Source organism: Mycolicibacterium sp. MU0050, assembly GCF_963378085.1.
Classification (GTDB): Bacteria; Actinomycetota; Actinomycetes; order Mycobacteriales; family Mycobacteriaceae; genus Mycobacterium; species Mycobacterium wendilense.
Genome location: NZ_OY726395.1, coordinates 216,534 through 242,919, shown reverse-complemented (window position 1 = coordinate 242,919; position 26,386 = coordinate 216,534). Strand labels below are relative to the sequence as shown.

Below are 26,386 nucleotides of genomic sequence, written 5' to 3'. Positions count from 1 at the left end.
GGGTCTGATCCAGACTGGCTACCCGTCGCGGGTCTTTTGCGATGCGCCGGTCTGAATTTCCTCTAGACCCCCGGGAGCCACCATCATGACCAGTTTTTCCAAGCCCTCTGTAGATTCACCCGACGCCTTCTCGTGGTCGCCGGGCGGCCGCGGCATCCAGACCCCGTCGGGGCCGCCACGCCCCGGCCAGCCGGCCTGGAACACCCAGCGCAACTCCGCGATGCCCGTCGACCGGTACCGCAGCTTCGCCGCCGAGGTGGAGGACATCCGGCTGCCGGATCGCACCTGGCCGGACAAGGTCATCGAGACCGCCCCGATGTGGTGCGCGGTGGACCTGCGCGACGGCAACCAGGCCCTGATCGACCCGATGAGCCCGGCCCGCAAACGCCGCATGTTCGACCTGCTGGTCCGGATGGGCTACAAGGAGATCGAGGTCGGCTTCCCGTCGGCCAGCCAGACCGACTTCGACTTCGTCCGCGAGATCATCACCGACGGCGCCATCCCGGACGACGTCACCATCCAGGTACTGACCCAGTCCCGCCCGGAGCTGATCACCCGGACCTTCGAGGCCTGCCGGGGCGCGAAGAACGTGATCGTGCACTTCTACAATTCGACCTCGATCCTGCAGCGTCGGGTGGTGTTCCGCGCCGATAAGAACGCGATCAAGAAGATCGCCACCGATGCCGCCGAACTGGTGCTGCAGGAGGCCCAGAAGTACCCGGAGACCCGCTGGCGTTGGGAGTACTCGCCCGAGTCCTACACGGGCACCGAGCTGTCCTACGCCAAAGAGGTCTGCGACGCGGTCACCGAGACCCTGGGCGCCACGCCGGAGAACCCGGTCATCCTGAACCTGCCGGCCACCGTCGAGATGGCCACCCCGAACGTCTACGCCGACTCGATCGAGTGGATGCACCGCAACCTGGCCCGTCGCGATTCGGTCATCCTGAGCCTGCACCCGCACAATGACCGCGGAACCGGTGTTGCCGCAGCGGAATTAGGCTACCAGGCCGGTGCCGACCGGATCGAGGGTTGCCTGTTCGGCAACGGTGAGCGCACCGGCAACGTGTGCCTGGTGACGCTGGGGCTGAACATGTTCAGCCGCGGCGTGGATCCCCAGATCGACTTCTCCAACATCGACGAGATCCGGCGCACGGTCGAGTACTGCAACCAACTGCCCGTCCACGAGCGCCACCCCTACGGCGGCGACCTGGTCTACACCGCGTTCTCCGGCAGCCACCAGGACGCCATCAACAAGGGCCTGGACGCCATGAAGGTCGCCGCGGACGAGGCCGACTCCGACGTCGACGACATCCTGTGGCAGGTGCCCTACCTGCCGATCGATCCCAAGGACGTAGGCCGCACCTACGAGGCCGTGATCCGGGTCAACTCGCAGTCCGGCAAGGGCGGCGTCGCCTACATCATGAAGGCCGACCACGGGCTGGCGCTGCCGCGGCGGCTGCAGATCGAGTTCAGTCAGGCCATCCAGGCCATCACCGACGGCGAGGGCGGCGAGGTCTCCCCCAAGGAGATCTGGGACGTCTTCTCCGAGGAGTACCTGCGGCCGGCCAGTCCGCTGGAGCGGATCCGCCAGAAGGTCGACGCCGCCGAGGTGGACGGGGGCACCGACAGCATCGCCGCGGTGGTGAAGGTCGACGGCGTCGAACGGGAGATCGTCGGCTCCGGCAACGGTCCGCTGGCCGCCTTCATCGACGCGCTGGGGACGGTCGGCTACGACGTGCGGGTCCTGGACTACTCCGAGCACGCGATGTCGGCGGGCGAGCAGGCGCAGGCGGCGGCCTACGTCGAGGCGGCCATCGGCGGCAAGACGGTCTGGGGCGTCGGCATCGACACGTCGATCACGACGGCCTCGCTGTGCGCGGTGGTCTCGGCGGTGAACCGGGCCGCCCGGGCCGGCTGACTCAAGTCACAATAAGGCCACGGCCGACTCGTTTTCGCCGCCGTGCCCGATCGCGGCGCCGATAATCTGTCGCGGACGTCAGTTACAGCGTCCCTGCCTGCGACAAGGAGCCGTCAATGGACTTCGACTGGGACTCGTTCTGGGGTCTGATCTGGTATTCGCTCGTCATCTTCGCGTTCATCGCCTACCTGCTGATCCTGTTCAACATCATCGTCGACCTGTTCTGGCGCGACCACAAAACCTCCGGCTGGCTCAAGGCCATCTGGGTGGTCTTCCTGATCGTGTTCCCGTACCTGACGGCGTTGGTGTATCTGATCGCGCGCGGCCGGGGCATGGCCGAGCGCGCCCGGGAAGCGGCGCAGTCCGCACAGCGCCAGACCGACGAGTACATCCGTCAGGCCGCCGGGCGCTCACCGGCTCAGGAGATCGCCGACGCCAAGAACCTGCTGGAGACCGGCACCATCACGCAGGCCGAGTTCGACACGCTGAAAGCCAAGGCGCTCAGCTAGTTTCCCCACTTCCCCCGGAGGCCACCGGGTCGCCCCGAGCGGTGACACGGTGGCCTTCCTCGTTTTCGGCGCGGGTCACCGATTCGCGGCGCGGGCGGAGCTGCTCAGAACAGCGCGTACTGCTGCCCGTCGACGGTGTCGACGAATTCGTCGATTCCGGTGCCGCCGGCCACCTCTCGCACGTTGATCATGAACTCGCTGTCGGGGACCACCGGAACACCGAGTTCGCGTGCGAGGTAACCCTTGCCCTGCTGAGGCGCGGCCTCGTTGCAGATCACCAGCGAGGTTTCGGGGTCGACGTTGTCGCAGTAGGCCAGCCCGGCGTGCAGGATCCGCTCGACGAGCTCCTCATGGGTCCGGGTGCATTCCGCGGACAGCGCCACCCGCATGCCCTGCACCAGCGGCCGGCCCCGCACGTAGCGGCCGGGGTTGAGATACGGGCACGGCATCCGCGAGGCCAGCATCTTCAGCGGGCGAAGCTCGTCGTGGGTGACCCGACCGCTGGGCCACCGCCGGCGGGTGACCGGCCGCACCGGCACCCACACGTCGCGTTCACGGGCCCGCTGCAGTGCCGGCGTCAGGATCCGGGACAGCACCAGCGCGTCGTCGAAGGCGTCGTGCGGCCGGGTCTGGGCCACTCCCCAGTGCCGGGCCAGCGTCTCCAACCGCAGGTTGTCCAGGCCGAGTTCCAGTCGGCGCGACAGTTCGACGGTGCACATCACGGTGTCGACGGGCAGCGCGGTGTGGGCGAGTTCGGCCTCCGCCGCCAGGAAGGCGTAGTCGAAGCCGACGTTGTGCGCGACCAGCGTGCGACCGTTCAGCAACTCCGCCACCTCGGCGGCGATGTCGGCGAACGTCGGCTGCTCCTCCAGCATCTCGGCGGTGATCCCGTGCACGTGCGTGGGACCGGGGTCCACACCGGGGTTCAGCAGGCTGGCCAGCGACTCCTCGACCTGCCCGTCCGGCCCCAGGGCCAGCACCGCGATACTCAGCGCCCGGGCCTGCCCGGGTCGGAATCCGGATGTCTCCACGTCGACGACCGCCCAGCCCTGCCCGGACTCGGCAGCGGGTCGACCCCAGAAGTGGCTCACAGGGTCAGGATGGCACGCACCGGTGACAAATCCGAGCCATGGCGGCACTGTGCAAAACCGTGTCGAGACGCCGCCGCGGGCGCGACATAAACTCTCGGCGTGATCACCACCCGGGGACGTCTCGCACTGGCCGCCGGCTCCGCCGCGCGCTGGGCCTCACGGGTCACCGGCCGCGGCGCGGGGGCGATGATCGGCGGGCTGGTGGCGATGACGCTGGACAAGTCCCTGCTGCGCCAACTCGGCGCCGGGCGCCGCACCGTCGTGATCACCGGTACGAACGGCAAATCCACCACCACCGGGATGACCGCGGCCGCGCTGGCCACCCTGGGTCCGGTCGCCACCAACGCCGAGGGCGCCAACATGGACGCGGGCCTGATCGCGGCCCTGGCCGCGGGCCGTGACGCGCCGCTGGCCGCCCTCGAGGTCGACGAGATGCACGTCCCGCACGTGCTCGACGCGGTGGCCGCCGAGGTCATCGTGCTGCTGAACCTGTCGCGGGATCAGCTCGACCGGGTCGGTGAGATCAACCACATCGAACGCACCCTGCGCGCGGGCCTGGCCCGGCACCCCGACGCCGTCGTCGTCGCCAACTGCGACGACGTGCTGATGACCTCGGCCGCCTACGACTGCCCCAACGTCATCTGGGTGGCCGCCGGCGGGGGCTGGTCCGGCGACTCGGTCAGCTGTCCGCGCAGCGGGGAGATCATCGTCCGCGAGGGCGAGCACTGGTTCTCCACCGGCACCGACTTCAAGCGCCCCAGCCCGCAATGGCGGTTCGACGACGACGTCCTCTACGGCCCGGAGGGCCTGGCGCTGCCGATGACGCTGGCCCTGCCCGGCGCCGTCAACCGCGGCAACGCCGCCCAGGCCGTCGCCGCCGCCGTCGCGCTGGGCGCCGCACCGGCCGCCGCGGTGGCCGCCGCCGGCAGCGTCGAGGAGGTCGCCGGCCGGTACCGAACGGTGCGCGTGGGCGCCCACACCGCGCGGATCCTGCTCGCCAAGAACCCGGCCGGCTGGCAGGAGGCGCTGTCGATGGTGGACCCCTCGGCGGCGGGCGTGGTGATCGCGGTCAACGGGCAGGTGCCCGACGGCGAGGACCTGTCGTGGCTGTGGGACGTCAACTTCGAGCACTTCGTCGAACCGGCGCAGCCCGTGGTGGCCGCCGGGGAGCGGGGCACCGACCTCGCGGTCCGGCTCGGCTACGCCGGGGTGAAGCACACGTTGGTGCACGACACCGTCGCCGCGATCGCCTCCTGCCCCGTCGGCCATATCGAGGTGGTGGCCAACTACACGGCCTTCTTGCAACTGAACCGGCGCATCGGCGGGGAGGCGGCGCGATGACCGTCCGGATCGGGTTGGTGCTACCCGACGTCATGGGCACCTACGGCGACAGCGGCAACGCGGTGGTCCTGCGGCAGCGGCTGCGGCTGCGCGGCATCGACGCCGAGATCGTCGAGATCACGCTGGCCGACCCGGTGCCGGAGTCGTTGGATCTCTACGCGCTGGGCGGCGCCGAGGACTACGCGCAGCGGCTGGCCACCAAGCACCTGCTGCGTTACCCCGGCCTGCAGCGCGCCGCCGAGCGCGGGGCCCCGGTGCTGGCGATCTGCGCGGCCATCCAGGTGCTCGGGCATTGGTATGAGACCTCGGCCGGCGAACGCGTCGACGGGGTGGGGATGCTGGACGTCACCACCAGCCCGCAGGAGGTCCGCAGCATCGGCGAGGTGGCGGCAGAGCCGCTGATCGACGGCCTGACCCAGCCGCTGACCGGCTTCGAAAACCACCGCGGCGGAACAGTTTTGGGGTCCGGGGCGCGACCGTTGTCGCGGGTGACCAAGGGGGCGGGCAACCGGGCCGGGGACGGCTACGACGGCGCGGTGCAGGGCAGCGTGGTGGCCACCTATCTACACGGCTGCTGCCTGGCCCGCAATCCGGAACTGGCCGACCATCTGCTGGCCAAGGTGGTGGGCCCGCTGCCGCCGCTGGATCTGCCCGAGGTGGAGCAGTTGCGCCGCGAGCGGTTGGCCGCGCCCCGCCGCGTCTAGTCAGGCCGCCCCCTCTCGCCCAAACTCACGTTTGGGCCAGTTTTTGCGAGTAACTTCCGCAAAATCGTCCGTCTCGACGTCGGTCAGTCTCAGGTAAGCGGCTCGTACCCGCTGCAGAACCTCCGCCGGGCGGTCTTCCTTGACCACCCGCACCACCTCCCATCCCAGACTCTCCATGAGCGGCAGGCGGCGGATGTCCCGGACATATTGCCGACGGTCGGTGCGGTGCTGATCGCCGTCGTACTCCACCGCGAGTTTGATTCCGCGCCAACCCATGTCGAGGTACCCCACCAACCAACCCTCGTCGGCGTACACCGCGATCTGAGTCTCCGGCACCGGCAGTCCATCGTCGATCAGCCGCAGCCGCAGGCGGCTTTCGGGAAGGGACGCGGCACCTGCGTCGACCAGCGGGAGTAATTCCCGGAGTTGTCGCACGCCGCGAACCGGGCCGTAGCGCGCGGCCAGCGCCTGGACGTCGTCGACGGCGTAGGGCGCCGCCCGCATCAAGGCGTCCATCCGCGCGAGTGCCTCCGGGCGCTTCAGGTGACGGCCCAGGTCGAAGGCGGTGCGCGCCGGGGTGGTCACGGGCAGACCGGCGATGACGGTCCGCTCGTCGTCACCGATCCGGTCGCGGCGCACGATCAGGCCGGGCTGTCCCCGACGGTCCCCCGCGAGGACCTCGATCGGCTCGGTGTCTTTCACCCATTCCGCACCGTGCAGCGCCGACGCCGCGATCCCCGCGATCACACCGGTGCGGTCCGTCGCCAACCATGCCGCCGTCGTGCGGTCCTGCAACGTCAGGGCCGCCCATTTGGGAGCATGCACACCCCGAAACACCGAGCGGTAGAACCGCCGTAGATCTCTTTGCCGCAGCCCGTCTCCCACGGCCTCCCTGCCAAGAAATATCTCCGTCATGGGCGCATGGTTGCCGACGGGCATGACAACACCGTCGGGCCTCGCGCCGAAATCGACGTATTGCCGGAAGTTACTCACACAAAGCGGCCCAAACTCACGTTTGGGCGCGAAGGTGGGGTCAGGCCATGGCGCGCCGGCCCGCCAGCGCGCGGCCCAGCGTCAGCTCGTCGGCGAACTCGAGGTCGCCGCCCATCGGCAGGCCCGAGGCGATGCGCGTCACGCTCAGCCCGGGGATGTCCCGCAGCATGCGCACCAGGTACGTCGCGGTCGCCTCGCCCTCGGTGTTGGGGTCGGTGGCGATGATCACCTCGGCGATGTCCACCCCGTCGACGCGTTCCCCGATCCGGTTGAGCAACTCGCGGATTCGCAACTGCTCGGGCCCGATCCCGGACAGCGGATCCAGCGCGCCGCCGAGGACGTGGTAGCGGCCGCGGAATTCGCGGGTCCGCTCGACGGCCTGCACATCCTTGGGTTCCTCCACGACACACACCAGGGTGCCGTCGCGGCGGGGGTCGGCGCAGATCCGGCAGCGCTGCTCATCGGAGACGTTGCCGCAGACCTCGCAGAACGTCACCCCGTCGCGCACCCGGCCCAGCGCCGCCGTCAGCCGGTCGATGTCGGGCGGCTCCACCGACAACAGATGAAACGCGATCCGCTGCGCGCTCTTCGGGCCGATTCCCGGCAGCTTGCCCAGCTCGTCGATCAGGTCTTGAACCGGACCCTCAAACATGGCGGACCAAAGTCAGAATCCCGGCATTCCCAGGGCGTTGCCCATGCCGCTGGCCAGCGGACCGAGCCGGGACTGCGCCAGGATGGTCGCCTGCTTGGCCGCGTCGGCGATCGCGCCGACAATCAGGTCCTGCAGGGTCTCGGGGTCCTCCGGATCGATCACCTTCGGATCGATCGCGACGCCGATCACCTCGCCACTGCCCTTCACAGTGACCTGCACCAGCCCGCCGCCGGCCTGACCGCGCACCTCGGTGTTGGCCAGCTGCTCCTGGGCCTCCATCAACTTCTGCTGCATCTGCTGGGCCTGTGCCAGCAGCGCCGACATGTCAGGTGTGCCTTCACCGGGTTGCATGCTCAGGTCCCCTTACGTGTTGGTTGCAGCCGAGTCTCGACTTGGTTGCGCATCGGCGTTTCGACGCCTTCGTGTCTTCAAGGGTAGACGGCGCCGGGCTACGTTGGCCGAGTGCACGTACCTGCCTGCCTGCGTGTCGGCGCTCCCCTGGCCGCCGTCGTGCTTCTCGCGTCCTCGCTCCTCGCACCGCAGAGTGCTCCCGTCGCCCATGCCGTGCCGTCGGTTGCCGGCAAGATCGTCTTCCTCGATCCGGGCCACAACGCGGTCAACGAGGCGTCGCACAACAGCCGGCAGGTCCCGACCGGGCGCGGCGGCACCAAGGACTGCCAGGCCAGCGGCAGCGCCACCGACGACGGCTACCCCGAGCACAGCTTCACCTGGGACACCACGCTGCGGATCCGGGCGGAGCTGATGCGCCACGGCGTGCGCACCGCGATGTCCCGCGGCGACGACAACTCCGCGGGTCCGTGCGTCGATCAGCGGGCCGCGCTGGCCAATTCGGTGCGCCCGCACGCGATCGTCTCCATCCACGCAGACGGCGGACCGGCCTCGGGCCGCGGCTTCCACATCCTGTACTCCAACCCGCCGCTGAACCAGGCGCAGGCCGGCCCGGCGGTCCGGCTGGCCCAGACCATGCGGGATCAGCTGGTGGCCTCCGGCATCCCGGCCGCGAACTACATCGGCACCAACGGGCTCAACCCGCGCTCCGATATCGCCGGGCTCAACCTCGCGCAGTACCCGGCGATCCTGGTGGAGCTGGGCAACATGAAGAACCCGGCCGACGTCGGGTTGATCACCAGCGAGTCCGGCCGGCAGAAGTACGCCAGCGCCGTCGTCCGCGGCATCGTGGCCTATTTGGCGACGCAGCCGTCGACGGCCTGAGCGGGAATTCGCTGCGTGCACCCGTAGCGGCAGTAGCCCCGCGCGCAACGCACCCCTCGGCCGAAGTCAGCCCTCCAGCTGCTTCTTCAGGTTCTCGAGCACCTCGGCCTGGATCTTCTTCAGCCCCAGCGGGGCGAAGATCCCCTCGAAGATGCCCTTGACGCCGCCGGCGCCCTGCCAGGACGTCTTGACCGTGACGGTGGCGCCGGTGCCGGCCGGCGCGACGGTCCAGTTGGTGATCATCGTGGAGTTCGCGTCCTTCTCGATGACGGTCTTGCCCGCGAGGTCGACGTTGGCCTGGACCTCGCGGACGCGGGACTTGGTCGCCTGCAGCTTCCACTTGGCGACGGTCCCCGCACCGACCCCACCCTGCAGCACCTCGTAGTCGCTGTAGTGCGACGACAGGATCTTGGGCCGCACGTCCTGGTAATCGGCGACGGCGGCGAGCACCGCGTCCGGGGCGGCGTTGATCAGGACCGTGCTGGTGGCGCTGACCTGTCCCATGGGGAAAACTCCTCGAATTCGACGGTGATCCGGCGGGACGCGCCCGCCGAGCGGTCGCATCGACCGCGCTCTGCGACTAGCGTATATCTGTGTCTGTTCCAGAAACTGACGCACTCTCGGCTCACGCCCGTGGCGTCGAACGTCTCCTCGCGAGCTACCGCGCGATACCCCCGTCGGCCACCGTGCGGCTGGCCAAGCCGACTTCCAATCTGTTCCGCGCCCGCGGCAAAAGCGATGCCCCCGGCCTGGACGTCTCGGGTCTGACGGGCGTGATCGCCGTCGACCCCGACGCGCGCACCGCCGACGTGGCCGGCATGTGCACCTACGAGGACCTGGTCGCCGCGACCCTGCCGTACGGCCTGGCGCCGCTGGTGGTGCCGCAGCTCAAGACCATCACGCTCGGCGGGGCGGTCACCGGCATGGGCATCGAGTCGACGTCGTTCCGCAACGGGTTGCCGCACGAATCGGTGCTCGAGATGGACATCCTGACCGGCGCGGGCGAGGTGGTGACTGCGAGCCCCGAGCAGCACAGCGAATTGTTCCGCAGCTTCCCGAATTCCTACGGGACGCTGGGCTATTCGGTGCGGCTGAAGATCGAACTGGAGCAGGTGGCGCCGTTCGTGGCCGTCGAGCACCTGCGCTTCCACTCGTTGGGCGCTCTCATCGCCGCGATGGAACGCATCATCGACACCGGTGGTCACGACGGGACGCCGGTGGACTACCTCGACGGGGTGGTCTTCAGCGCCGACGAGTCCTATCTATGCCTGGGCCGCAAGACCAAGACCACCAGACCGGTCAGCGACTACACCGGAAGCCAGATCTACTACCGCTCGATTCAGCACGACGGCCCCGACGGGTCCGGCAAGCACGACCGGCTGACCATCCACGATTATCTCTGGCGCTGGGACACCGACTGGTTCTGGTGTTCCCGCGCATTCGGTGCGCAGAATCCGCGGATCCGCCGATTCTGGCCGCGCCGACTGCGACGCAGCAGCTTCTATTGGAAGCTGATCGGCTACGACCACCGCTTCAACATCGCCGACCGGATCGAGAAGCGCAACGGCCGCCCGCCGCGCGAGCGCGTGGTACAGGACATCGAAGTGCCCATCGAGCGCAGCGTCGAGTTCCTGCAGTGGTTCCTGGACACCGTCCCGATCGAGCCGATCTGGTTGTGCCCGTTGCGGTTACGTGACCAGAATCGCTGGCCGCTGTACCCCATCCAGCCGGACGTCAGCTACGTCAACATCGGCTTCTGGTCGTCGGTCCCGGTCGGTCCCACCCCGGGCCACACCAACCGCATCATCGAGAAGAAGGTCAGCGAACTCGACGGACACAAGTCCCTGTATTCCGATGCGTACTACTCCCCGGAGGAGTTCGACGAACTCTACGGCGGCGAGGCCTACAAAACGGCCAAGAAGACCTACGACCCCGACTCACGTCTCCTGGATCTCTACGCGAAGGCGGTACAGCGGCGATGACCACATTCAAGGAACAACCGACCACCGGCAGCGGAAAGCTGAAGCTGGCCGAAATCCTCAAGCTCTTCACGGCCGACGACGAGGGCACCCCGCTGCGCTTCACCGCCTACGACGGCAGTTCGGCCGGCCCCGAGGACGCCCCGCTGGGGCTGAACCTGCTGACCCCCCGCGGCACCACCTACCTGGCCACCGCCCCCGGTGATCTGGGCCTGGCCCGCGCGTATGTCTCCGGCGACCTGGAGGCCTACGGTGTCCACCCGGGCGATCCCTACGAGTTGCTGACGTCCCTCGCGCACAAGCTGAACTTCCGCCGGCCCTCGGCGCGGACGCTGGCCCAGATCATCCGGTCGATCGGGCTGGAGCGGCTCAAGCCCATCGCGCCCCCGCCGCAGGAGGCGCTGCCGCGCTGGCGGCGCATCGCAGAAGGACTGCGGCACAGTAAGTCTCGCGACGCCGAGGTGATCCATCACCACTACGACGTCTCCAACCGGTTCTACGAGCTGGTGCTCGGGCCGTCGATGACCTACACCTGCGCCTGCTATCCGGAGCCCGAGGCGACCCTCGAGGAAGCTCAGGAGAACAAGTACCGGCTGGTGTTCGAGAAGCTGCGGCTCAAGGAAGGCGATCGCCTGCTGGACGTGGGCTGCGGCTGGGGTGGCATGGTGCGCTACGCCGCGCGCCGCGGGGTGCGGGCCATCGGTGCCACGCTGTCGGCCGAGCAGGCCGCCTGGGCACAGCAGAAGATCATCGAGGAAGGGCTGTCGGACCTGGCCGAGGTCCGCCACAGCGACTACCGCGACGTCACCGAATCCGGCTTCGACGCGGTGTCCTCCATCGGCATGACCGAGCACATCGGGGTGGCCAACTATCCCGCGTACTTCGAGTTCCTCTCCTCGAAGATGCGCACCGGTGCCCTGCTGCTCAACCACTGCATCACCCGGCCGAACAACCGCAGCGGGGCGGCGGCCGGCGGGTTCATCGACCGCTACGTCTTCCCGGACGGGGAGCTCACGGGTTCCGGTCGGATCATCACCGAGATGCAGGACGTCGGCGGCTTGGAAGTGCTGCACGAAGAGAACCTGCGGATGAATTACGCGCTGACGCTGCGGGACTGGTGCCGCAACCTGGTGGCCAACTGGGACGAGGCCGTCGCCGAGGTCGGACTGCCCACCGCGAAGGTGTGGGGCCTGTACATGGCCGGCTCGCGGCTGGGTTTCGAGACCAACGTCGTGCAGTTGCATCAGGTGCTGGCAGTCAAGCTCGACGGCCGCGGCAACGACGGCGGTCTGCCGCTGCGGCCGTGGTGGCAGGCCTGAAATCGACTGCGCCGCAGCACCGCCGGTCCCGCGGCGGTGGTGGCAAATCTCACCATCGCGGCGACGCCGGCCGGTGCTAGCGTGAAGGCCGTCATATCTTGACACCGGACGAGGGGGCCGCCGTACCCGGACAGCGACAAGACGGGGCCACGGAGGTGTGCCATGGCCTGGTTGATTCTCGTCGTCTCCGCGGTTTTCGAGGCGGTCTGGGCGATCGCGCTGGGTAAGTCCGAGGGCTTCACCCGGCTGGTGCCGTCCCTGGTGTTCGGGGTCGCCGCGGTGATCTCGATGGGCGGGCTGGCGATCGCCATGCGCGACCTGCCCACCGGGACCAGCTACGCCGTCTGGGTGGGCATCGGCGCCTCACTCACGGTGGCGTTCGGGATGATCACCGGCTCCGAGGCCGCCTCGATCGCCAAGGTCCTGCTCATCCTCGGCATCGTCGGCTGCGTGATCGGCCTGAAGCTCGTGGGGCACTGACCGCGCGGCTCAGCCCTCGATCTTGCGGGCGCCCAACTCGGTCTGCAGGAGTTCCAGCGCCGCCTCTTCCGGGTCACGCCGCGGTCCGGCCGTGGAGTCGTCGGCCGCCGCCTCGGCCAGCATGCTTTCTTCCTCGGCACGCTCGTCGACCGTCGGCGGTGGTGGGGCCGCCCGGCGGGCTGCCGGGGCTGCGGACGGGGCGGGAGGCTCTGCTCCCCCGGCGTCGCAACGCACCCGCCAGTTCACCCCGAGGGCATCCTTGAGGGCCTCTCGAATGATCTCGACGTTGCGTTCCTCGTTGAGCCGCCGGGCCAGCGGCGCGGCCGGGTGGCTCAGGATCAACAGGTCGCCCTCGACCGCCAGCACGGTGGCGCCGTCGAGCATGACGTCGGTCGGCCGGCGCAGGTTGCGGACCTTCTCCCGCACCGTCTGCCACATGCTGCGCACCGCAGCGGCATTCGGCTGCCCCGGTGCGGCGCCGGTCGGTTCCGGCTCCGCCGGCGATGGCTGCGGGGCAGGCGGCGTCTGGGCCGCCGGGGGTTGCGCGGGCGGCGGGGCCGGCGGGGTCACCGGCTCTTGCGCCGGCGGCGGGGCTGCCGGGGCGGGCCGGACCGGCGGCGCCGCGGCGGCCGGTGCTCGCGGTGGCTGCTGCGACGCGGACCGTTCCTGCGATTCCTGGGGAGCCGGTGGCTGCGGCGGGGGCGCCGACGCCGGGGGCTGCGGTGCGGCGGGCTCGGCGGCGGGAGCGGGCTGGGCCGCCTGCTGGGTTTTGCGGACAAACTGCCGGGGCGCGCGCCCGGCGCCGTTCGCGTCGCCGCCCTCGGCCGCGGGAATCGAGATGTCCAACCGGGTTTCGATGCGTTCGATGCGTTGCAGCAGTGCCGACTCCGTGTCGCTGGCCGACGGCAGCAACAACCGCGAGCACACCACCTCCAACAGCAGTCGCGGTGCGGTGGCACCGCGCATCTCACCGAGGCCGGCGTGCACCACCTCGGCGTAACGGGTCAGCGTGGCCGGGCCGATCCGGGCGGCCTGGTCCCGCATCTTGTCCAGGACATCCTCGGGGGCGTCGACCACACCGCTGGTCACCGCGTCCGGGACGGCCTGCAGGATGATCAGGTCGCGGAACCGCTCGAGCAGGTCGGTGGCGAATCTGCGTGGATCATGGCCCGCGTCGATGACCGCCTCCACCGCACCGAACAACGCCGCGGCGTCGCCGGCGGCCAGCGCCTCGACCGCGTCGTCAATCAGGGCGACGTCGGTGGCACCCAGCAGCGCCAGCGCCCGCTGATAGCCGATGTGGTCGCCCTCCGCCCCGGCCAGCAGCTGGTCGAGCACGCTGAGCGTGTCGCGCGGGGAGCCGCCGCCGGCGCGGATGACCAGCGGATACACCGCGTCGTCGACGTTGAGGTTCTCCGCGGCGGTGATCTTCTCGATCAGCGTCCGCATGGTGCGCGGCGCCAGCAGGCGGAACGGGTAGTGATGCGTCCGCGACCGGATGGTGGGTAGCACCTTCTCCGGCTCGGTGGTGGCGAAGACGAAGATCAGGTGTTCCGGCGGCTCCTCGACGATTTTGAGCAGCGCGTTGAAACCGGCGGTGGTGACCATGTGCGCTTCGTCGATGATGAAGATGCGGTAGCGGGACTGCGCCGGTGCGTAGAAGGCGCGGTCCCGGAGTTCGCGGGTGTCGTCCACACCGCCGTGGCTCGCCGCGTCGAGCTCGGTGACGTCGACGCTGCCGCCGCCGTTGGGCGCCAACGCCTGGCAGGAGGCGCACACCCCGCACGGCTCCGGTGTGGGCCCCTGCTCGCAGTTGAGCGAACGGGCCAGGATTCGCGCCGAGGACGTCTTGCCGCAGCCCCGTGGTCCGGAGAACAGGTACGCGTGGTTGATGCGGTTGGCCTGCAGCGCCGTGGACAACGGTGCGGTGACGTGCTCCTGCCCCACAACTTCGGCGAAGGTTGCCGGTCGGTACTTGCGGTAGAGAGCCACGTCGAGCAGGTTACCCAGTCGGTCCGACGATGGCGGGACGAGGCACGAGTCCCGCGGAGGAGGCCGCGCAATCGGGCACAGTCGGTCCGACGATGGCGGGACGAGGCACGAGTCCCGCGGAGGAGGCCGCGCAATCGGGCACAGTCGGTCCGACGATGGCGGGACCTAGTCGGCCCGCAGCATCGACTCGGTGGCGGCGAGCAGCGTGCACGTCGCCAGACCGTCGATGGCCGCACGCAGGTCGGACTCCGACGGGAAGGACGGCGCGATCCGAATATTCTTGTCGTCCGGGTCTTTTCGGTAGGGGAACGACGCACCGGCCTCGGTGACGGCGATACCGGCGTCCTTGGCCAGCGCCACGGTGCGCTTCGCGGTGCCGGGCAGCACGTCCAGGCTCACGAAGTACCCGCCCTTGGGGTCCGTCCAGGAGGCGACCTTCGAGTTGCCCAGCCGGTCCTCGAGGATCTCGGCGACCAAGGCGAACTTCGGGGCCAGCAACTGCTGATGCTTCTGCATCAACAACCGCACGCCGTCGGCGTCTTCGAAGAACCGCAGATGCCGCAGCTGGTTGACCTTGTCGGGACCGATCGTCTTCTTGCCCAGGTACTGCAGGTACCAGGCGACGTTGCCCAGCGAACCCCCGAAGAAGCTCACGCCGGCGCCGGCGAAGGTGATCTTCGAGGTCGACGCGAAGACGTAGGGCCGGTGCGGATTTCCCGTCTTGTCCGCCAGGCCCAGCACGTCGACGTGCCGGGGAAAGTCGTGGGTGAGGGTGTGCACCGCGTAGGCGTTGTCCCAGAACAACCGGAAATCCGGTGCGGCCGTGCGCATTTGCACCAAGCGGCGGACGGTCTCCCAGGAGTACACCGTGCCCGTCGGGTTGGCGTAGACCGGCACGCACCACATGCCCTTGATGGCCGGGTCGGCGGCGACGAGTTCCTCGATCAGGTCGACGTCGGGCCCCTCCTCGCCCATCGGGACGGGGATCATCTCGATGCCCATGGTTTCGGTGATCGCAAAGTGGCGGTCGTAGCCGGGGGCGGGGCAGAGGAACTTCACGCCCGGCCCGTCCTGCAGGTCCCGGATCCACGGGCGCGGGGAGTCCACGCCGCCGTGCAGCAGGGAGAACACGACGACGTCGTGCATCATCTCCAGGCTGGCGTTGTTGCCGGCGATCAGGTTCTGCACCGGGATGCCGAGGAGTTCACCGAAGATTGCGCGTAGTGCCGGCAGGCCGTGCAGGCCGCCGTAGTTGCGGGTGTCGGTGCCCTCGGCGTCGCGGTAGGAGTCCGGTTCGTTGCCCGGCAGCGAAAGCAGCCCGTTGGACAGGTCCAGCTGCTCGGGTGACGGTTTGCCGCGGGTGAGGTCCAGCTTCAGACCCTTGGCCTGCAGGTCGGCATAGTTGCGCTGCTGCTGTTCGTGCTCGGCCTGCAGTTCCGCGCGGCCGAGGGAGTAAAACGACACGCTGCGCCTTTCGCAAGCCGGGAAAAGATGGGGGACCCCGCGCACCCGACAGAGCCCGTTGACCCTTGCTGCCTTCCGGCCCTGGGGGAGTTCACAGGGTAGACGCCGCGCGGGGTCCTTTGACGAGTGTAGTACGCGCCGCCGCGGCGGGGTTCACCCCCGGAATCCGGCAGCGGTTCGGGCTTGGCCGCGTCCTCGGTTACCATTGCCGACGGAGGATTCGCCTAGTGGCCTATGGCGCTCGCCTGGAACGCGGGTTGGGTTAATAGCCCTCGCGGGTTCAAATCCCGCATCCTCCGCACTCGGTCCGGGGTGTCGGCCGTCCGCCGGCACCCCGGACGTCTCAAATCCGAGGAGGGGCATGCGGCGCGGAATCGCGGTGACCTGGCACGCGCTCTCGTTCCTGGTCGTAGCGGCGCTGTATTTCTTTTTCGTGCTTCCGCGCTGGTGGGAGCTGCTCGGCAGCTGGCCGCACGGTGTCGGCACCGCCGCCCGGATCATCACCGGTCTGCTGCTGGGCCTGACGGCGCTGCCCGTGGCGCTCACGCTGGCCAAGACCCGCAAACCCGAGTTCGGCACCCCGCAATTGGCGTTGACGCTGCGCGGTTGGTCGATCGTCGGCCATGTCGCCGCCGGTGCGCTGATCGTCGCCGCGGCCATCGCCGAGATCTGGCTGGACCTCGACGTCTACGGTCGCGGACTGTTCGCCGCCTACGGCGCCGCCGCGGCGATCGCACTGCTCGGCGCGGCCGCGTTCTATCTGGCCTACGCCGCGGAACTGCCACCGCCACCGCCCAAACCCCTCAAGCCCAAGCGGGAGCGTGGACGCAAGAAGGCCGCCGCCGCGGAGGCCGACGAGGCGCAGGACGGCGACGCTTCAGGCGACGAACAGACGGCCGACGCCGACGCGTCCGAGGCCGCCGATGCGTCGACTGAGGAGCGCGCCGACGAAACCGAGGCCACCGACTCCGACGCTGCCGACGCTGCCGACGCTGCCGACCCTGCCGAGTCGGCAGAGCCCGCCGCAGCGGACGAGTCGGAGGAAGCCGCGGGCCCGACGGGGAAGCGGACCCGACGCGGCCTGCGCAACCGTCGGCCCAGCAAGACCCCCTAGTCGCTCGACTTGGCCAGTCTCTGCTGCAGCCCGGCGATCACCACGTCGAGGCTGAACGTGAAATCGTCGGCCGCCGCGCCCGCGGCGGCCCGCTGCGCCACCACAGCCCCGAGCAGCGGGAACTCGCCCTCGGCGACCTCGGTGAGCGCGCGCGCCACCTCGGGATGCTGCTGCAACTTCGATTGCTCACCACCGAGCAGGTCATGCGCCGCCGAGAAGGCGATTCCGGAGACCAAGGTCAGGATCCGCCCCGCGTCCTCGACACCGAAACCGGCGCCGGTCAGCGACTCCAGGACCCGTTCGGCCAGCGCCAGGCTGCCGGTGCCGCGCAGCCGGAAGTGGGGGCTGGTGGGCCGGACATTCAGCACGCCGTTGTGGATCGCGGTGGCGTAGGCGCGGACGAGGTCGGGCCAACTGCCGTCCTCGGGCAGCTCGGCGCGGCACAACTCGGTCTCGAAAAGGTCGGTGACCAGGAGCTCGAGCAGCCCGTCCCGATCGCCGACGTAGTAGTGCAGCGACGTCCGGTCGACACCGAGGGCGTCGGCGACGGCCTGCATCGTCAGTTCCGCCGGGGGAATGGCGCGGGCGGCGGCCACGATCTGGGCGTGATCGATGCGCGGCGGGCGACCGCGGCGCCGCCGCGGCGCGTCGCCTGGGGCGGTCGGCTTGGCCGGCTCGTCGCGTTGTCGGGTCACCACCGCCAAGATAGCCGGTCTGATGCACGGTCCCCGCAAGGCGCGGGATCAGTCATCTCGCTCCAGGCAATTTCACAGCAGACGTCCAGCCTTCTGGCGGATTCCTGCCCGCAGACCGCCAGGCGCGCACCAGATTTGGCGACGAACGCCCAAAATCACCCGACCGTGGCATTGTGAGTCAAACCACAGCCGTGCTACGTTTCCAACGTTCGTGGAAAACTGTCGCACCGTGCGCCCGAGCGCAGCGACCGCCCCACCAGAAGGAGCCTCGAGTGTCGAAAGCCGCCACCCCCTATCGCGTCGTCCAGTGGACCACCGGCAACGTCGGGAAGAGCTCGGTAGCGGCGCTGGCGGCCAACCCGAACTACCAGCTCGTCGGGTGCTACGCCTGGTCCCCGGAGAAGGCCGGTCGCGACGTGGGCGAGTTGGTGGGCATCGAACCGCTCGGCGTCACCGCCACCAACAACGTCGATGAGCTCTTGGCCCTCAAGCCCGACGTCGTCGTCTACAACCCGATGTGGATCGACGTCGACGAACTGGTCCGGATCCTCGAGGCCGGGATCAACGTGGTGTCCACCGCGTCGTTCATCACCGGCCACAACCAGGGCGCGGGCCGCGGCCGCATCGCCGAGGCCTGCGAGCGCGGCGGCTCGAGCATGTTCGGTTCCGGGATCAGCCCCGGCTACATCAATCAGCTGGCCGTGGTCGCCGCGGGCATCTGCGATCGGGTCGACAAGATCACCATCAACGAGGCCGCCGACACCACCTTCTACGACTCCCCCGCCACCGAGAAGCCGGTGGGCTTCGGGCAACCGATCGACAGCCCGGACCTGCAGGCCATGACCGCCCACGGCACCGGGGTCTTCGGGGAGGCGGTCCGCCTGATCGCCGACGCGCTCGACGTCGAACTCGACGACGTGCGCTGCGACGCCGAATACGCCCAGACCACCGAGGACCTCGACCTCGGTTCGTGGACCATCCCCGCCGGCGGCGTCGCCGGGGTCTACGCCAGCTGGAAGGGCATCGTCGGAGGCAAGACGGTGGTGGAGGTCAACGTCCGCTGGCGCAAGGGCCAGACCCTCGAGCCCGACTGGCAGATCGACCAGGACGGCTGGGTGATCGAGGTCGCCGGCCGTCCCACCGTCACCATGAAGGTCGGCTTCCTGCCGCCGCCGGACTTCGAGGCCACCACCCTGGAGGAATTCATGGTGTTGGGCCACATCATGACCGCTACGCCGCCGCTCAACGCCATTCCGGCGGTGGTCGCCGCCCCGCCGGGCATCGTCACGTACAACGATCTGCCGCTGATCCTTCCCCGCGGCGTGACGTCGGCGTAAGACTTTCCGTTTCAAATCGGCTCGGCCAGGCAAGATAGGGGTAACAAACCCGACGTTTGAGCCGAGAGGCAAGTCATGGCACCGATTCGTCGAGCACATCGAGCAGCCCTGTGCGTGTTGAGCGCGTTACTGCTCGCCTTGGTGGCGCCTTTGACGCTCCCGACGTCGGCGCAGGCCGCCCCGTTCGACCCAGCGCTGGCGATCGCGCAGGTGGAGCCCACCCTGGTGCAGATCACGACGATGAACGACTTCCAAGGCGTCATCGGCAACGGCACCGGCATTGTGGTCAGCCCTGACGGGCTGGTGCTGACCAATCACCACGTCGTCCAGGGCGCGAACGTCATCCGGGCCACCAGCGTGGCCACCGGACAGGGCTTCGACGCCGACGTGGTGGGCTACGCCCGCAGCGACGACATCGCGTTGCTGCGGCTGCGCGGTGCCAGCGGTCTGCCGGTCGCGCCGCTCGGCGACTCCAACACCGTCATGCTCGGTGAACCGGTGATGACCATCGGCAACGCCAACGGCACCGGCGCCGCGCTGACCCACGAGACGGGCGAGATCACCGCGCTGGACCGCACCATCGAGGCCGAAGACGAGCTGACCGGCAGCTCGCACGCGCTGGGCGGCCTCATCGAATCCTCGACGAACCTGCGCTCCGGGGATTCGGGCGGCGCGTTGGTCAACAGCGCCGGCCAGGTCATCGGGATGAACGCCGCGGCCACCGTGAACTTCCGCCTCGACGGCCAGGTCACGCCCGGCGGGCAGGGCTTCGCGATCCCCATCAACCGGGTCCTCGACGTGGCAAACCAGATCCGCGCGGGCATCCCGTCGGCCGAGGTGCACATCGGTCCGTCGGCCATGCTCGGTATCGGCGTCGACGCCAACCCGCGGCGCGGTTCGCGCGGACTTCCGGTGCGATCGTTGCTGCGCGGCGGACCGGCCGATGTGGCCGGGCTGCGCGCCGGGGACATCATCGTGGCGATCGACGGCCGGCCGATCAGCTCCGCCAACGACCTGACCAGCATGCTCGACGCCCGCTACCCCGGCGATGTGATCGACGTGGCCTGGTTGCAGCCCAACGGGGTGCCCCGCGCCGCAAAGGTGACGCTGGTGCCCGGTCCGGTGACGTAGACCGGCCGCCCCTCGCTTCGAGCGGCCGCCCCTGGCCGCCCCTCGCTTCGAGCGGCCGGCCCCTTGCCTCGAGATGCACACCAGGGCTGTCGTCGGGCCTTCCGCACAGCCCTCACCGCAATCTGGCGCAGCTACCCCGGAGGATGGTCGGCTATCTGGCGGCGCTACCAGCCCTCACCGCAATCTGGCGGCGCTAACGGGGATTGCCGTCGTCGTCCCAGTGCTCGGCGACCTTCTTGGACGGCTGCACGCGCGGCGGTTCACCCGGCATCTTCGGATAGCTCGGCGGGTACGGCATGTCACCGAGCCCGCGCTCCTCGTCGGCGGCGACTATGTCCAGCAGCGGTTGCAGCGACTGCGCACTGCCGTCGATGTCGGCCCACGGGTCCTCGCGCCGCGCGACGAGGTCGGGCACCGTCAGCATCGTGTAGTCGTCGGGATCGGCGCCGGCCAGCTCCTTCCAGGTCAGCGGCATCGACACCGTCGCGATCGGCGTGCGTCGCACCGAGTACGGCGACGCCATGGTCCGGTCCCGCGCGTTCTGGTTGAAGTCGACGAAGATGCGCTTGCCGCGCTCCTCCTTCCACCACGAGGTGGTGACCTGCTCCGGCGCCCGCCGCTCGATCTCGCGCGCCAGCGCAATGCCGGCCCGCCGCACGGCGATGAAATCCCAGTCCGGCGTGATCCGCAGGTAGACGTGGACGCCGCGGCCGCCGGAGGTTTTCGCGTAGCCGACCAGGCCCAGCTCGTCGAGCAGCGGCTTGAGCACGTCGACGGCGACGGTGCGGGCCTCGACGAACCCGGTGCCGGGCTGCGGGTCGAGATCGATGCGCAGCTCGTCGGGGTGTTCGGTGTCCGGGCAGCGCACCGGCCACGGGTGCAGCGTCACGGTGCCCATCTGCGCCGCCCACACGATCGCCGCGGGGTGGGTCACCTTGAGCGCGTCGGCGGTCCGCCCGGACGGAAAGGTCACCGTGCAGGATTCGAGGTAGTCGGGCCGCTTCTGCGGCAGCCGCTTCTGGTACACCTCCTCGCCGTCGATGCCGTCCGGGAACCGCTGCAGGTGCGTGGGCCGGTCCCGCACCGCGGTGAGCATCGGCCCCTGCGCCACGGTGCGGTAGTACTCGATGAGCCGGCCCTTGACGCCGTCGGCACCCAGCTCGGGAAAGAACGGCTTGTCCGGACTGGTGACCCGGACCTTGATCCCGTCGACGTCGATTTCGGTTGCCTTGGAAGCCATTACGAGGACTCCAGAACGTCGTAGAGGTCGTAGTGCACCGGCACGTCGAGCTGATCGAAGGTGCAGCTGCGCGGGTCGCGGTCCGGGCGCCAGCGGAGGAACTTCACGGTGTGCCGAAAGCGTTGCCACGCATCGCCGGTGCCCTCCATCTGGTCGTAGGCCACCTCGGCGACCTTCTCCGGCCGGATCGGGATCCAGCGTTTGTCGGCCGCGGAGTTCCACCGGCTGGGCTCGCCGTCGTACACCAGGTCGTCGGCCTTGCGCAGCGGTTCGAGCTCGGCGAGCAACTGCAGTCTGGCCTTGGCGGTGAACGACGCTGCGCCACCGACCATCTGCAACTCGCCGTCGTCGCGGTAGAGCCCCAGCAGGATCGACCCGATCCCCTCGCCGCTCTTGTGGATGCGGTATCCGATGGCCACGCAGTCGGCGTCGCGGGCGTGCTTGATCTTGACCATCTCCCGCTTACCCGGCAGGTAGGTGCCGTCGAGACGCTTGGCGATCACCCCGTCCAGGCCGGCGCCCTCGAACGTGGTCAACCAGTGCGCACCCAGTTCCGGGTCCTCGGTGGTCCGGGTGACGTGGCACCAGCCCTGCTGCTGGATCAGGTCGCCGAGGGCACGACGACGATCCCGGAACGGCGCGGTCATCAGGGACGTATCCCCGGCGGCCAGGGCGTCGAAACCGATGAAGTGCGCCGGCGTCTGCTCGGCGAGCATCTTGACCCGGCTGGCCGCGGGATGGATGCGCTGCGACAACGAATCCCAGTCCAGCCGGGTCCGCCCGTCGATCTGGCGGGGCACCACGATTTCGCCGTCCAGCACGCAGCGCGGCGACGTTTCGGCGCGCAGCGCCTCGATGAGTTCGGGGAAGTAGCGGCCGAGGTCCTTGCCGTTGCGCGATTGCAGGACCACCTCGTCGCCGTCCCGGAACACCAGGGCGCGGAACCCATCCCATTTCGGTTCGTAGGACCACGCGCCGGGCTCGTCGGGCACCTTCGCCACGGCCTTGGCGAGCATGGGGTCCACGGGGGGCAGTACGGGTAGGTCCACGTATCCCATCCTTCATCGAAGTCACCCGGTCTGAGAAGACCCCGGCGTCATTCAGACCTACGCAACCGACGAATCTCATCGCAACCTTGACCTGAACAACACTTCAGGTTGCAGGGTGGACTCAGCCCGACGAAGGAGGACACCATGCGACAGCTTCGCCCCGACCTGTGGGAAACCCGGCCCGACGCACCGTTTCCCGGCCTGACCACCCACGCTTACCTGTGGACTGGCGCACCGGCAGGCAACGTGCTGTTCTACTCCACCCTCACCGACGCCGACTTCCCCGACCTCGACCGCCTCGGCGGCCTGTCCCACCAATACCTGTCCCACCGCGACGAGGCCGGCCCCATGCTGGCGGCCATCACGGCGAGGTTCGGATCCCAGTTGCACGCCCCGGCGGCCGAACTCGACGAGATCGGCGTGCACGCCCACGTCGAGGTCCCCCTCGCCGACCGGCACACCGACGACAACGGCATCGAGGTGATCCCCACGCCCGGACACAGCCCGGGCAGCACCTGCTATCTGGTGCCCGGCGCGGACGGCAAGCGATACCTGTTCACCGGGGACACGCTGTTGCTCGGCGGCGACGGGCGCTGGTTCGCCGGCTTCATCCCACCGATCAGCGAGGCGGATTCTTTGACCCGCAGTCTGCGGCAACTGGCCACGCTGCGCCCCGACGTGGTGGTCTCCAGCGCGTTCGCGGGCGAGCACGGCGTCCACGAGGTCGGTGCGCGTTGGGACGAGTGCGTCGAGGAGGCGCTCATCGGGCTGGCCACCCGCGTGGGGTAGCTCTGCTCCCCGCGCCGAGCGTTTCCTTGTTGTACGCATCGCTCGAGGAGCACCGCGAACAACCGAACTCGCGGCGCGTCCGGTAACTTTCACGGCGTGTCCCGCTCCCCCGGTGCGGGCCGGTTCGCCCCGAGCCCGTCGGCCGATCTGCACATCGGCAACCTGCGCACCGCGGTGCTGGCCTGGCTGTTCGCCCGTTCCACCGGCCGTCGGTTCCTGATGCGGGTCGAGGACCTCGACGACCGCACGTTCCCCGAGGTGGCGGCCCGCCAGCTCGCCGACCTGGCCGCGCTCGGGCTGGATTGGGACACCCCGACGGAGTATCAGACCGCGCACGGGGCCCGCTACGACGCCGCCATCGAACGCCTGCGCCAACGCGGCCTGACGTTCGAATGCTATTGCAGCAGAAAGGACATCCTGTCGGCGCCGCGGGCCCCACACGCCCCCGAGGGCGCCTATCCGGGTACGTGCCGGGATCTCACCGACACCCAACGCGTCCAACGCCGCAGCGCTGGCCGGCCGCCGGCGCTGCGGTTGCGCGCGGACACCACCGAGTACACCGTCACCGACGTGCTGCACGGCAGCTACACCGGTGTGGTGGACGACCTGGTGCTGCGCCGCGGCGACGGCGTGCCGGCCTACAACCTGGCGGTGGTGGTCGACGACGCCGCAGCCGGCATCGACCAAGTGGTGCGCGGCGACGACCTGCTGCCGTCGTCGCCCCGGCAGGCGTATCTCGCTGCGCTGCTGGGTTTTTCAATCCCGATCTACGCCCATGTGCCGCTGGTGCTCAACGCGGACGGCAAACGGCTGGCCAAACGCGATGGGGCGGTGACGCTGGCCGAGATCGGCGTCGGGGGCGCCCTGCGGCGCATCGCCGATTCGCTGGGTTACCGGTCGGCGACGGTGGCGGGCATGCTCGACGAGTTCGATCCGGCGCGGCTGCCCCGCAGGCCGTGGATCTACCGCCCCACCTGACCCGGCTTGCGCCGAACCCTTCCCGTCGACGGTGCCGGTTGCTACCGTCCGCCGGATGAGCTACTCCCTGCGGCGGCGAGCGCTGTCACCGATCGCCGTGCTCGTCGCGCTGCTGGCCGGGATGCTGACGGCCTGCGGGTCCTCCACCCAGGACACCGACAATCCGGTGGCGGCCGCCGGCGTGCTGCGGGTGGGCACCGAGGGCGTCTATGCGCCGTTCAGCTACCACGACCCGGCCACCAACGCGCTCACCGGTTACGACGTCGACGTGGCGCAGGCGGTCGGCGAACGCCTGGGCGTGCCGGTCGAGTTCGTCGAAACCCCTTGGGATTCGATCTTCGCCGCGTTGGGGGCCAACCGCTTCGACGTCGTCGCCAACCAGGTGACCATCACCCCGGAGCGGCAGGACCGCTACGACATGTCCGAGCCCTACGCCGTCGGCGAGGGCGTCATCGTCACCCGCGCCGACGACACCAGCATCGCCTCGCTGGCCGACATCGAGGGCAAGGTCGCCGGCGAGACCGCGACCAGCAACTGGGCTCAGGTGGCCCGCGACAACGGGGCTCGGGTCGAGGCCGTCGAGGGCTTCACCCAGGCGATCAAGCTGCTCAGCCAGGGCCGGGTCGACCTGGTCATCAACGACAGCATCGCCGTCTACGCCTACCTGGCCGAGACCGGCGATCCCGGGGTGAAGATCGCCGCCACCACCGGTGAGATCAGCGAGCAGGGCTTCGCCGCGCGCAAGGACAGCGGGCTGCTGCCGGAGTTGAACGCGGCGCTCGACGAATTGCGCGCCGACGGCACCCTGAGCGCGATCTCGCAGCGGTACCTCAACGCCGACGCCTCCAGCGTCGCCGCGGCGGGAGATGCGGCCGCCGCGGGGGCGCAGCCGCGCTCGGTGTGGCGGCTCATCGCGGACAATCTGTGGCCGCTGGCGAAGGCCGCGATCACCATGACCATCCCGCTGACCATCATCAGTTTCGCCATCGGGCTGGTGCTCGCGCTGCTGGTCGCGCTGGCACGGATCTCGTCGAACCGGCTGCTGCAGAACGTCTCCCGGCTCTACATCTCGATCATCCGCGGTACCCCGCTGCTGGTGCAGCTGTTCATCGTGTTCTACGCGCTGCCCGAACTCGGCATCCGCATCGACCCGTTCCCGGCGGCGGTGATCGCCTTCAGCCTGAACGTCGGCGGGTATGCGGCCGAGGTGATCCGCGCGGCCATCCTGAGCATCCCCAAGGGCCAATGGGAGGCCGCGCAGACCATCGGCATGGGGTATTCGACGACCTTGCAGCGGATCGTGCTGCCGCAGGCCGCGCGGGTGGCCGTGCCGCCGCTGTCCAACACGCTGATATCGCTGGTGAAGGACACCTCGCTGGCGTCGACCATCCTGGTGACCGAGCTGTTGCGCACCGCCCAGATCGCCGCCGCACCCACCTTCGAGTTCTTCGCGCTGTACGGCACCGCGGCGGTTTATTACTGGGTGATCTGCCTGGCTTTGTCGTTCGGGCAGAGCCGCGTCGAACACCGACTGGAAAGGTTCGTGGCCAAGTGAGCACAGCATCCGAGAACCGTGTCGCCGCCCGGGACGTGTGGAAGGCGTTCGGCGACAACGAAGTGCTCAAGGGGGTGTCGTTCACCGTGGCCCAGGGCTCGGTGACGACCATCATCGGCCCGTCCGGCTCCGGTAAGACCACGCTCCTGCGCGCCCTCAACGCCCTGGACCGCCCCGACCGCGGGCAGATCCAGGTGGGCGACGTGGAACTCGATTTCGCCGGGCCGCTGTCCCGCGATCAGCTGCGGCGCTACGGCGCCCAGAGCGGCATGGTGTTCCAGTCGCACAACCTGTTCCCGCACAAGACGGTCCTGCAGAACGTCACCGAGGGGCCGCTCGTCGTGCAGAAGCGTCCCCGGGCCGAGGTCGAGGCCGAGGGCGTCGAGCTGCTGCGTCAGGTGGGGTTGGCCGACAAACGCGATCAGTACCCGTACCAACTGTCCGGGGGCCAGCAGCAGCGGGTCGGGATCGCGCGGGCATTGGCGATGCGGCCCAAGGTGGTGCTGTTCGACGAGCCGACCTCGGCGCTGGACCCCGAGTTGGTCGGCGAGGTGCTGTCGGTGATCAAGGACCTCGCCGAACAGGGGTGGACCCTGGTGGTGGTGACCCACGAGATCCAGTTCGCCCGGCAGGTCTCCGATCAGGTGCTGTTCACCGACGGCGGGGTGATCCTGGAGCAGGGTCCGCCCGCGCAAGTGATCGGCGATCCCACCCAGGAACGGACCCGGCAGTTCCTCCAGCGCATCCTCAACCCGCTGTAGCGGGGTCGCGCCGAGCGTGCGCAGACCACGGGATTCGGTCGGCGTGTCGGACCGGGGACGCG

General features: G+C 69.3%; 25 protein-coding genes, 1 tRNA gene, 1 other RNA gene and 1 riboswitch. Of the genes, 16 read left to right on the top strand and 11 right to left on the bottom strand.

Annotated elements, in window-relative coordinates:
* Nucleotides 1–85 precede the first annotated feature (85 nt).
* Both leuA and R2K23_RS01160 read left to right on the top strand, forming a co-directional pair.
* A complete protein-coding gene (gene leuA, locus R2K23_RS01165; protein WP_316513745.1) occupies nucleotides 86–1,918 on the top strand; it encodes a 2-isopropylmalate synthase in 1,833 nt (610 codons plus the stop codon).
* 116 nt (nucleotides 1,919–2,034) lie between these two features.
* Nucleotides 2,035–2,427: a PLDc N-terminal domain-containing protein gene (locus tag R2K23_RS01160; protein ID WP_316513744.1), complete on the top strand. Its 393-nt coding sequence runs from the start codon at nucleotides 2,035–2,037 to the stop codon at nucleotides 2,425–2,427.
* A 104-nt stretch (nucleotides 2,428–2,531) separates the two neighbouring features.
* Here R2K23_RS01160 and R2K23_RS01155 read toward each other — a convergent pair whose 3' ends face one another.
* Entirely contained in the window at nucleotides 2,532–3,518 is a 987-nt protein-coding gene (locus R2K23_RS01155) for a DEDDh family exonuclease (protein WP_316513743.1), read from the bottom strand.
* Nucleotides 3,519–3,617: 99 nt separating this feature from the next.
* Here R2K23_RS01155 and R2K23_RS01150 point away from each other — a divergent pair, with 99 nt between their 5' ends.
* Nucleotides 3,618–4,859, top strand: a complete 1,242-nt coding sequence (locus tag R2K23_RS01150) for a Mur ligase family protein (protein ID WP_316513742.1) — start codon at nucleotides 3,618–3,620, stop codon at nucleotides 4,857–4,859.
* A complete protein-coding gene (locus tag R2K23_RS01145) occupies nucleotides 4,856–5,563 on the top strand; it encodes a type 1 glutamine amidotransferase (protein ID WP_316513741.1) in 708 nt (235 codons plus the stop codon). The genes R2K23_RS01150 and R2K23_RS01145 overlap by 4 nt, the downstream gene beginning before the upstream one ends.
* Here the strand turns inward: R2K23_RS01145 and R2K23_RS01140 are convergent, their stop codons facing one another.
* The 3 genes from R2K23_RS01140 to R2K23_RS01130 all read right to left on the bottom strand — a co-directional run bounded on the left by R2K23_RS01140 (nucleotide 5,564) and on the right by R2K23_RS01130 (nucleotide 7,559).
* Nucleotides 5,564–6,502 (bottom strand): hypothetical protein, encoded by a 939-nt coding sequence (locus tag R2K23_RS01140; RefSeq protein WP_316513740.1) that lies wholly within the window; start codon nucleotides 6,500–6,502, stop codon nucleotides 5,564–5,566.
* A 94-nt stretch (nucleotides 6,503–6,596) separates the two neighbouring features.
* Nucleotides 6,597–7,208, bottom strand: coding sequence for a recombination mediator RecR (recR, locus tag R2K23_RS01135; protein WP_126332084.1), 612 nt, complete (start codon nucleotides 7,206–7,208; stop codon nucleotides 6,597–6,599).
* Nucleotides 7,209–7,220: 12 nt separating this feature from the next.
* On the bottom strand, nucleotides 7,221–7,559 hold the full coding sequence (locus R2K23_RS01130) for a YbaB/EbfC family nucleoid-associated protein (RefSeq protein ID WP_316513739.1): 339 nt from the start codon (nucleotides 7,557–7,559) through the stop codon (nucleotides 7,221–7,223).
* Between the two features lie 111 nt (nucleotides 7,560–7,670).
* Here R2K23_RS01130 and R2K23_RS01125 point away from each other — a divergent pair, with 111 nt between their 5' ends.
* On the top strand, nucleotides 7,671–8,441 hold the full coding sequence (locus R2K23_RS01125; RefSeq protein WP_316513738.1) for an Rv3717 family N-acetylmuramoyl-L-alanine amidase: 771 nt from the start codon (nucleotides 7,671–7,673) through the stop codon (nucleotides 8,439–8,441).
* A gap of 66 nt (nucleotides 8,442–8,507) precedes the next feature.
* Here the strand turns inward: R2K23_RS01125 and R2K23_RS01120 are convergent, their stop codons facing one another.
* Entirely contained in the window at nucleotides 8,508–8,945 is a 438-nt protein-coding gene (locus R2K23_RS01120; protein ID WP_316513737.1) for an SRPBCC family protein, read from the bottom strand.
* A gap of 89 nt (nucleotides 8,946–9,034) precedes the next feature.
* Here R2K23_RS01120 and R2K23_RS01115 point away from each other — a divergent pair, with 89 nt between their 5' ends.
* The 3 genes from R2K23_RS01115 (at nucleotide 9,035) to R2K23_RS01105 (ending at nucleotide 12,219) form a co-directional block, all read left to right on the top strand.
* On the top strand, nucleotides 9,035–10,423 hold the full coding sequence (locus tag R2K23_RS01115) for an FAD-binding oxidoreductase (protein ID WP_316513736.1): 1,389 nt from the start codon (nucleotides 9,035–9,037) through the stop codon (nucleotides 10,421–10,423).
* A complete protein-coding gene (locus R2K23_RS01110; RefSeq protein ID WP_316513735.1) occupies nucleotides 10,420–11,739 on the top strand; it encodes a class I SAM-dependent methyltransferase in 1,320 nt (439 codons plus the stop codon). The genes R2K23_RS01115 and R2K23_RS01110 overlap by 4 nt, the downstream gene beginning before the upstream one ends.
* Before the next feature lie 85 nt (nucleotides 11,740–11,824).
* Nucleotides 11,825–11,890: riboswitch (guanidine-III (ykkC-III) riboswitch) on the top strand.
* 11 nt (nucleotides 11,891–11,901) lie between these two features.
* Nucleotides 11,902–12,219 (top strand): DMT family transporter, encoded by a 318-nt coding sequence (locus R2K23_RS01105; RefSeq protein ID WP_316513733.1) that lies wholly within the window; start codon nucleotides 11,902–11,904, stop codon nucleotides 12,217–12,219.
* 9 nt (nucleotides 12,220–12,228) lie between these two features.
* On the opposite strand, the gene R2K23_RS01100 is transcribed toward R2K23_RS01105, so the two are convergent.
* The 3 genes from R2K23_RS01100 to ffs all read right to left on the bottom strand — a co-directional run bounded on the left by R2K23_RS01100 (nucleotide 12,229) and on the right by ffs (nucleotide 15,797).
* A complete protein-coding gene (locus R2K23_RS01100; protein ID WP_316513732.1) occupies nucleotides 12,229–14,211 on the bottom strand; it encodes a DNA polymerase III subunits gamma/tau in 1,983 nt (660 codons plus the stop codon).
* 165 nt (nucleotides 14,212–14,376) lie between these two features.
* Entirely contained in the window at nucleotides 14,377–15,675 is a 1,299-nt protein-coding gene (locus R2K23_RS01095; protein WP_316513731.1) for an aspartate aminotransferase type Ic, read from the bottom strand.
* Between the two features lie 25 nt (nucleotides 15,676–15,700).
* Nucleotides 15,701–15,797: signal recognition particle sRNA small type (gene ffs, locus R2K23_RS01090), an RNA gene on the bottom strand.
* 91 nt (nucleotides 15,798–15,888) lie between these two features.
* On the opposite strand from ffs, the gene R2K23_RS01085 reads away from it, so the two are divergent.
* Both R2K23_RS01085 and R2K23_RS01080 read left to right on the top strand, forming a co-directional pair.
* Nucleotides 15,889–15,974, top strand: a tRNA-Ser gene (locus tag R2K23_RS01085).
* Nucleotides 15,975–16,036: 62 nt separating this feature from the next.
* The gene (locus R2K23_RS01080; protein WP_316513730.1) at nucleotides 16,037–16,789 is read left to right on the top strand and encodes a lipid uptake coordinator LucA; all 753 of its coding nucleotides are present in this window, start codon (nucleotides 16,037–16,039) and stop codon (nucleotides 16,787–16,789) included.
* Here the strand turns inward: R2K23_RS01080 and R2K23_RS01075 are convergent.
* Entirely contained in the window at nucleotides 16,786–17,484 is a 699-nt protein-coding gene (locus R2K23_RS01075) for a TetR/AcrR family transcriptional regulator (RefSeq protein WP_316513729.1), read from the bottom strand. The genes R2K23_RS01080 and R2K23_RS01075 overlap by 4 nt on opposite strands.
* Nucleotides 17,485–17,756: 272 nt before the next feature.
* On the opposite strand from R2K23_RS01075, the gene R2K23_RS01070 reads away from it, so the two are divergent.
* A complete protein-coding gene (locus tag R2K23_RS01070; protein WP_316513728.1) occupies nucleotides 17,757–18,821 on the top strand; it encodes an NAD(P)H-dependent amine dehydrogenase family protein in 1,065 nt (354 codons plus the stop codon).
* A gap of 141 nt (nucleotides 18,822–18,962) precedes the next feature.
* The gene (locus R2K23_RS01065; RefSeq protein WP_316517561.1) at nucleotides 18,963–19,952 is read left to right on the top strand and encodes a S1C family serine protease; all 990 of its coding nucleotides are present in this window, start codon (nucleotides 18,963–18,965) and stop codon (nucleotides 19,950–19,952) included.
* Between the two features lie 193 nt (nucleotides 19,953–20,145).
* On the opposite strand, the gene R2K23_RS01060 is transcribed toward R2K23_RS01065, so the two are convergent.
* Both R2K23_RS01060 and R2K23_RS01055 read right to left on the bottom strand, forming a co-directional pair.
* Nucleotides 20,146–21,192, bottom strand: a complete 1,047-nt coding sequence (locus R2K23_RS01060; protein ID WP_316513727.1) for a DNA polymerase domain-containing protein — start codon at nucleotides 21,190–21,192, stop codon at nucleotides 20,146–20,148.
* The gene (locus R2K23_RS01055) at nucleotides 21,192–22,250 is read right to left on the bottom strand and encodes an ATP-dependent DNA ligase (protein WP_316513726.1); all 1,059 of its coding nucleotides are present in this window, start codon (nucleotides 22,248–22,250) and stop codon (nucleotides 21,192–21,194) included. The genes R2K23_RS01060 and R2K23_RS01055 overlap by 1 nt, the downstream gene beginning before the upstream one ends.
* Before the next feature lie 135 nt (nucleotides 22,251–22,385).
* Here R2K23_RS01055 and R2K23_RS01050 point away from each other — a divergent pair, with 135 nt between their 5' ends.
* From R2K23_RS01050 to R2K23_RS01035, 4 genes are all read left to right on the top strand, one after another.
* On the top strand, nucleotides 22,386–23,030 hold the full coding sequence (locus tag R2K23_RS01050; protein WP_316513725.1) for an MBL fold metallo-hydrolase: 645 nt from the start codon (nucleotides 22,386–22,388) through the stop codon (nucleotides 23,028–23,030).
* Nucleotides 23,031–23,126: 96 nt separating this feature from the next.
* Entirely contained in the window at nucleotides 23,127–24,008 is an 882-nt protein-coding gene (gluQRS, locus tag R2K23_RS01045) for a tRNA glutamyl-Q(34) synthetase GluQRS (protein ID WP_316513724.1), read from the top strand.
* 55 nt (nucleotides 24,009–24,063) lie between these two features.
* Nucleotides 24,064–25,563, top strand: a complete 1,500-nt coding sequence (locus R2K23_RS01040) for an ABC transporter permease subunit (RefSeq protein WP_316513722.1) — start codon at nucleotides 24,064–24,066, stop codon at nucleotides 25,561–25,563.
* On the top strand, nucleotides 25,560–26,324 hold the full coding sequence (locus tag R2K23_RS01035; protein WP_316513721.1) for an amino acid ABC transporter ATP-binding protein: 765 nt from the start codon (nucleotides 25,560–25,562) through the stop codon (nucleotides 26,322–26,324). Before R2K23_RS01040 ends, R2K23_RS01035 begins: the two co-directional genes overlap by 4 nt.
* Nucleotides 26,325–26,386: the final 62 nt, after the last annotated feature.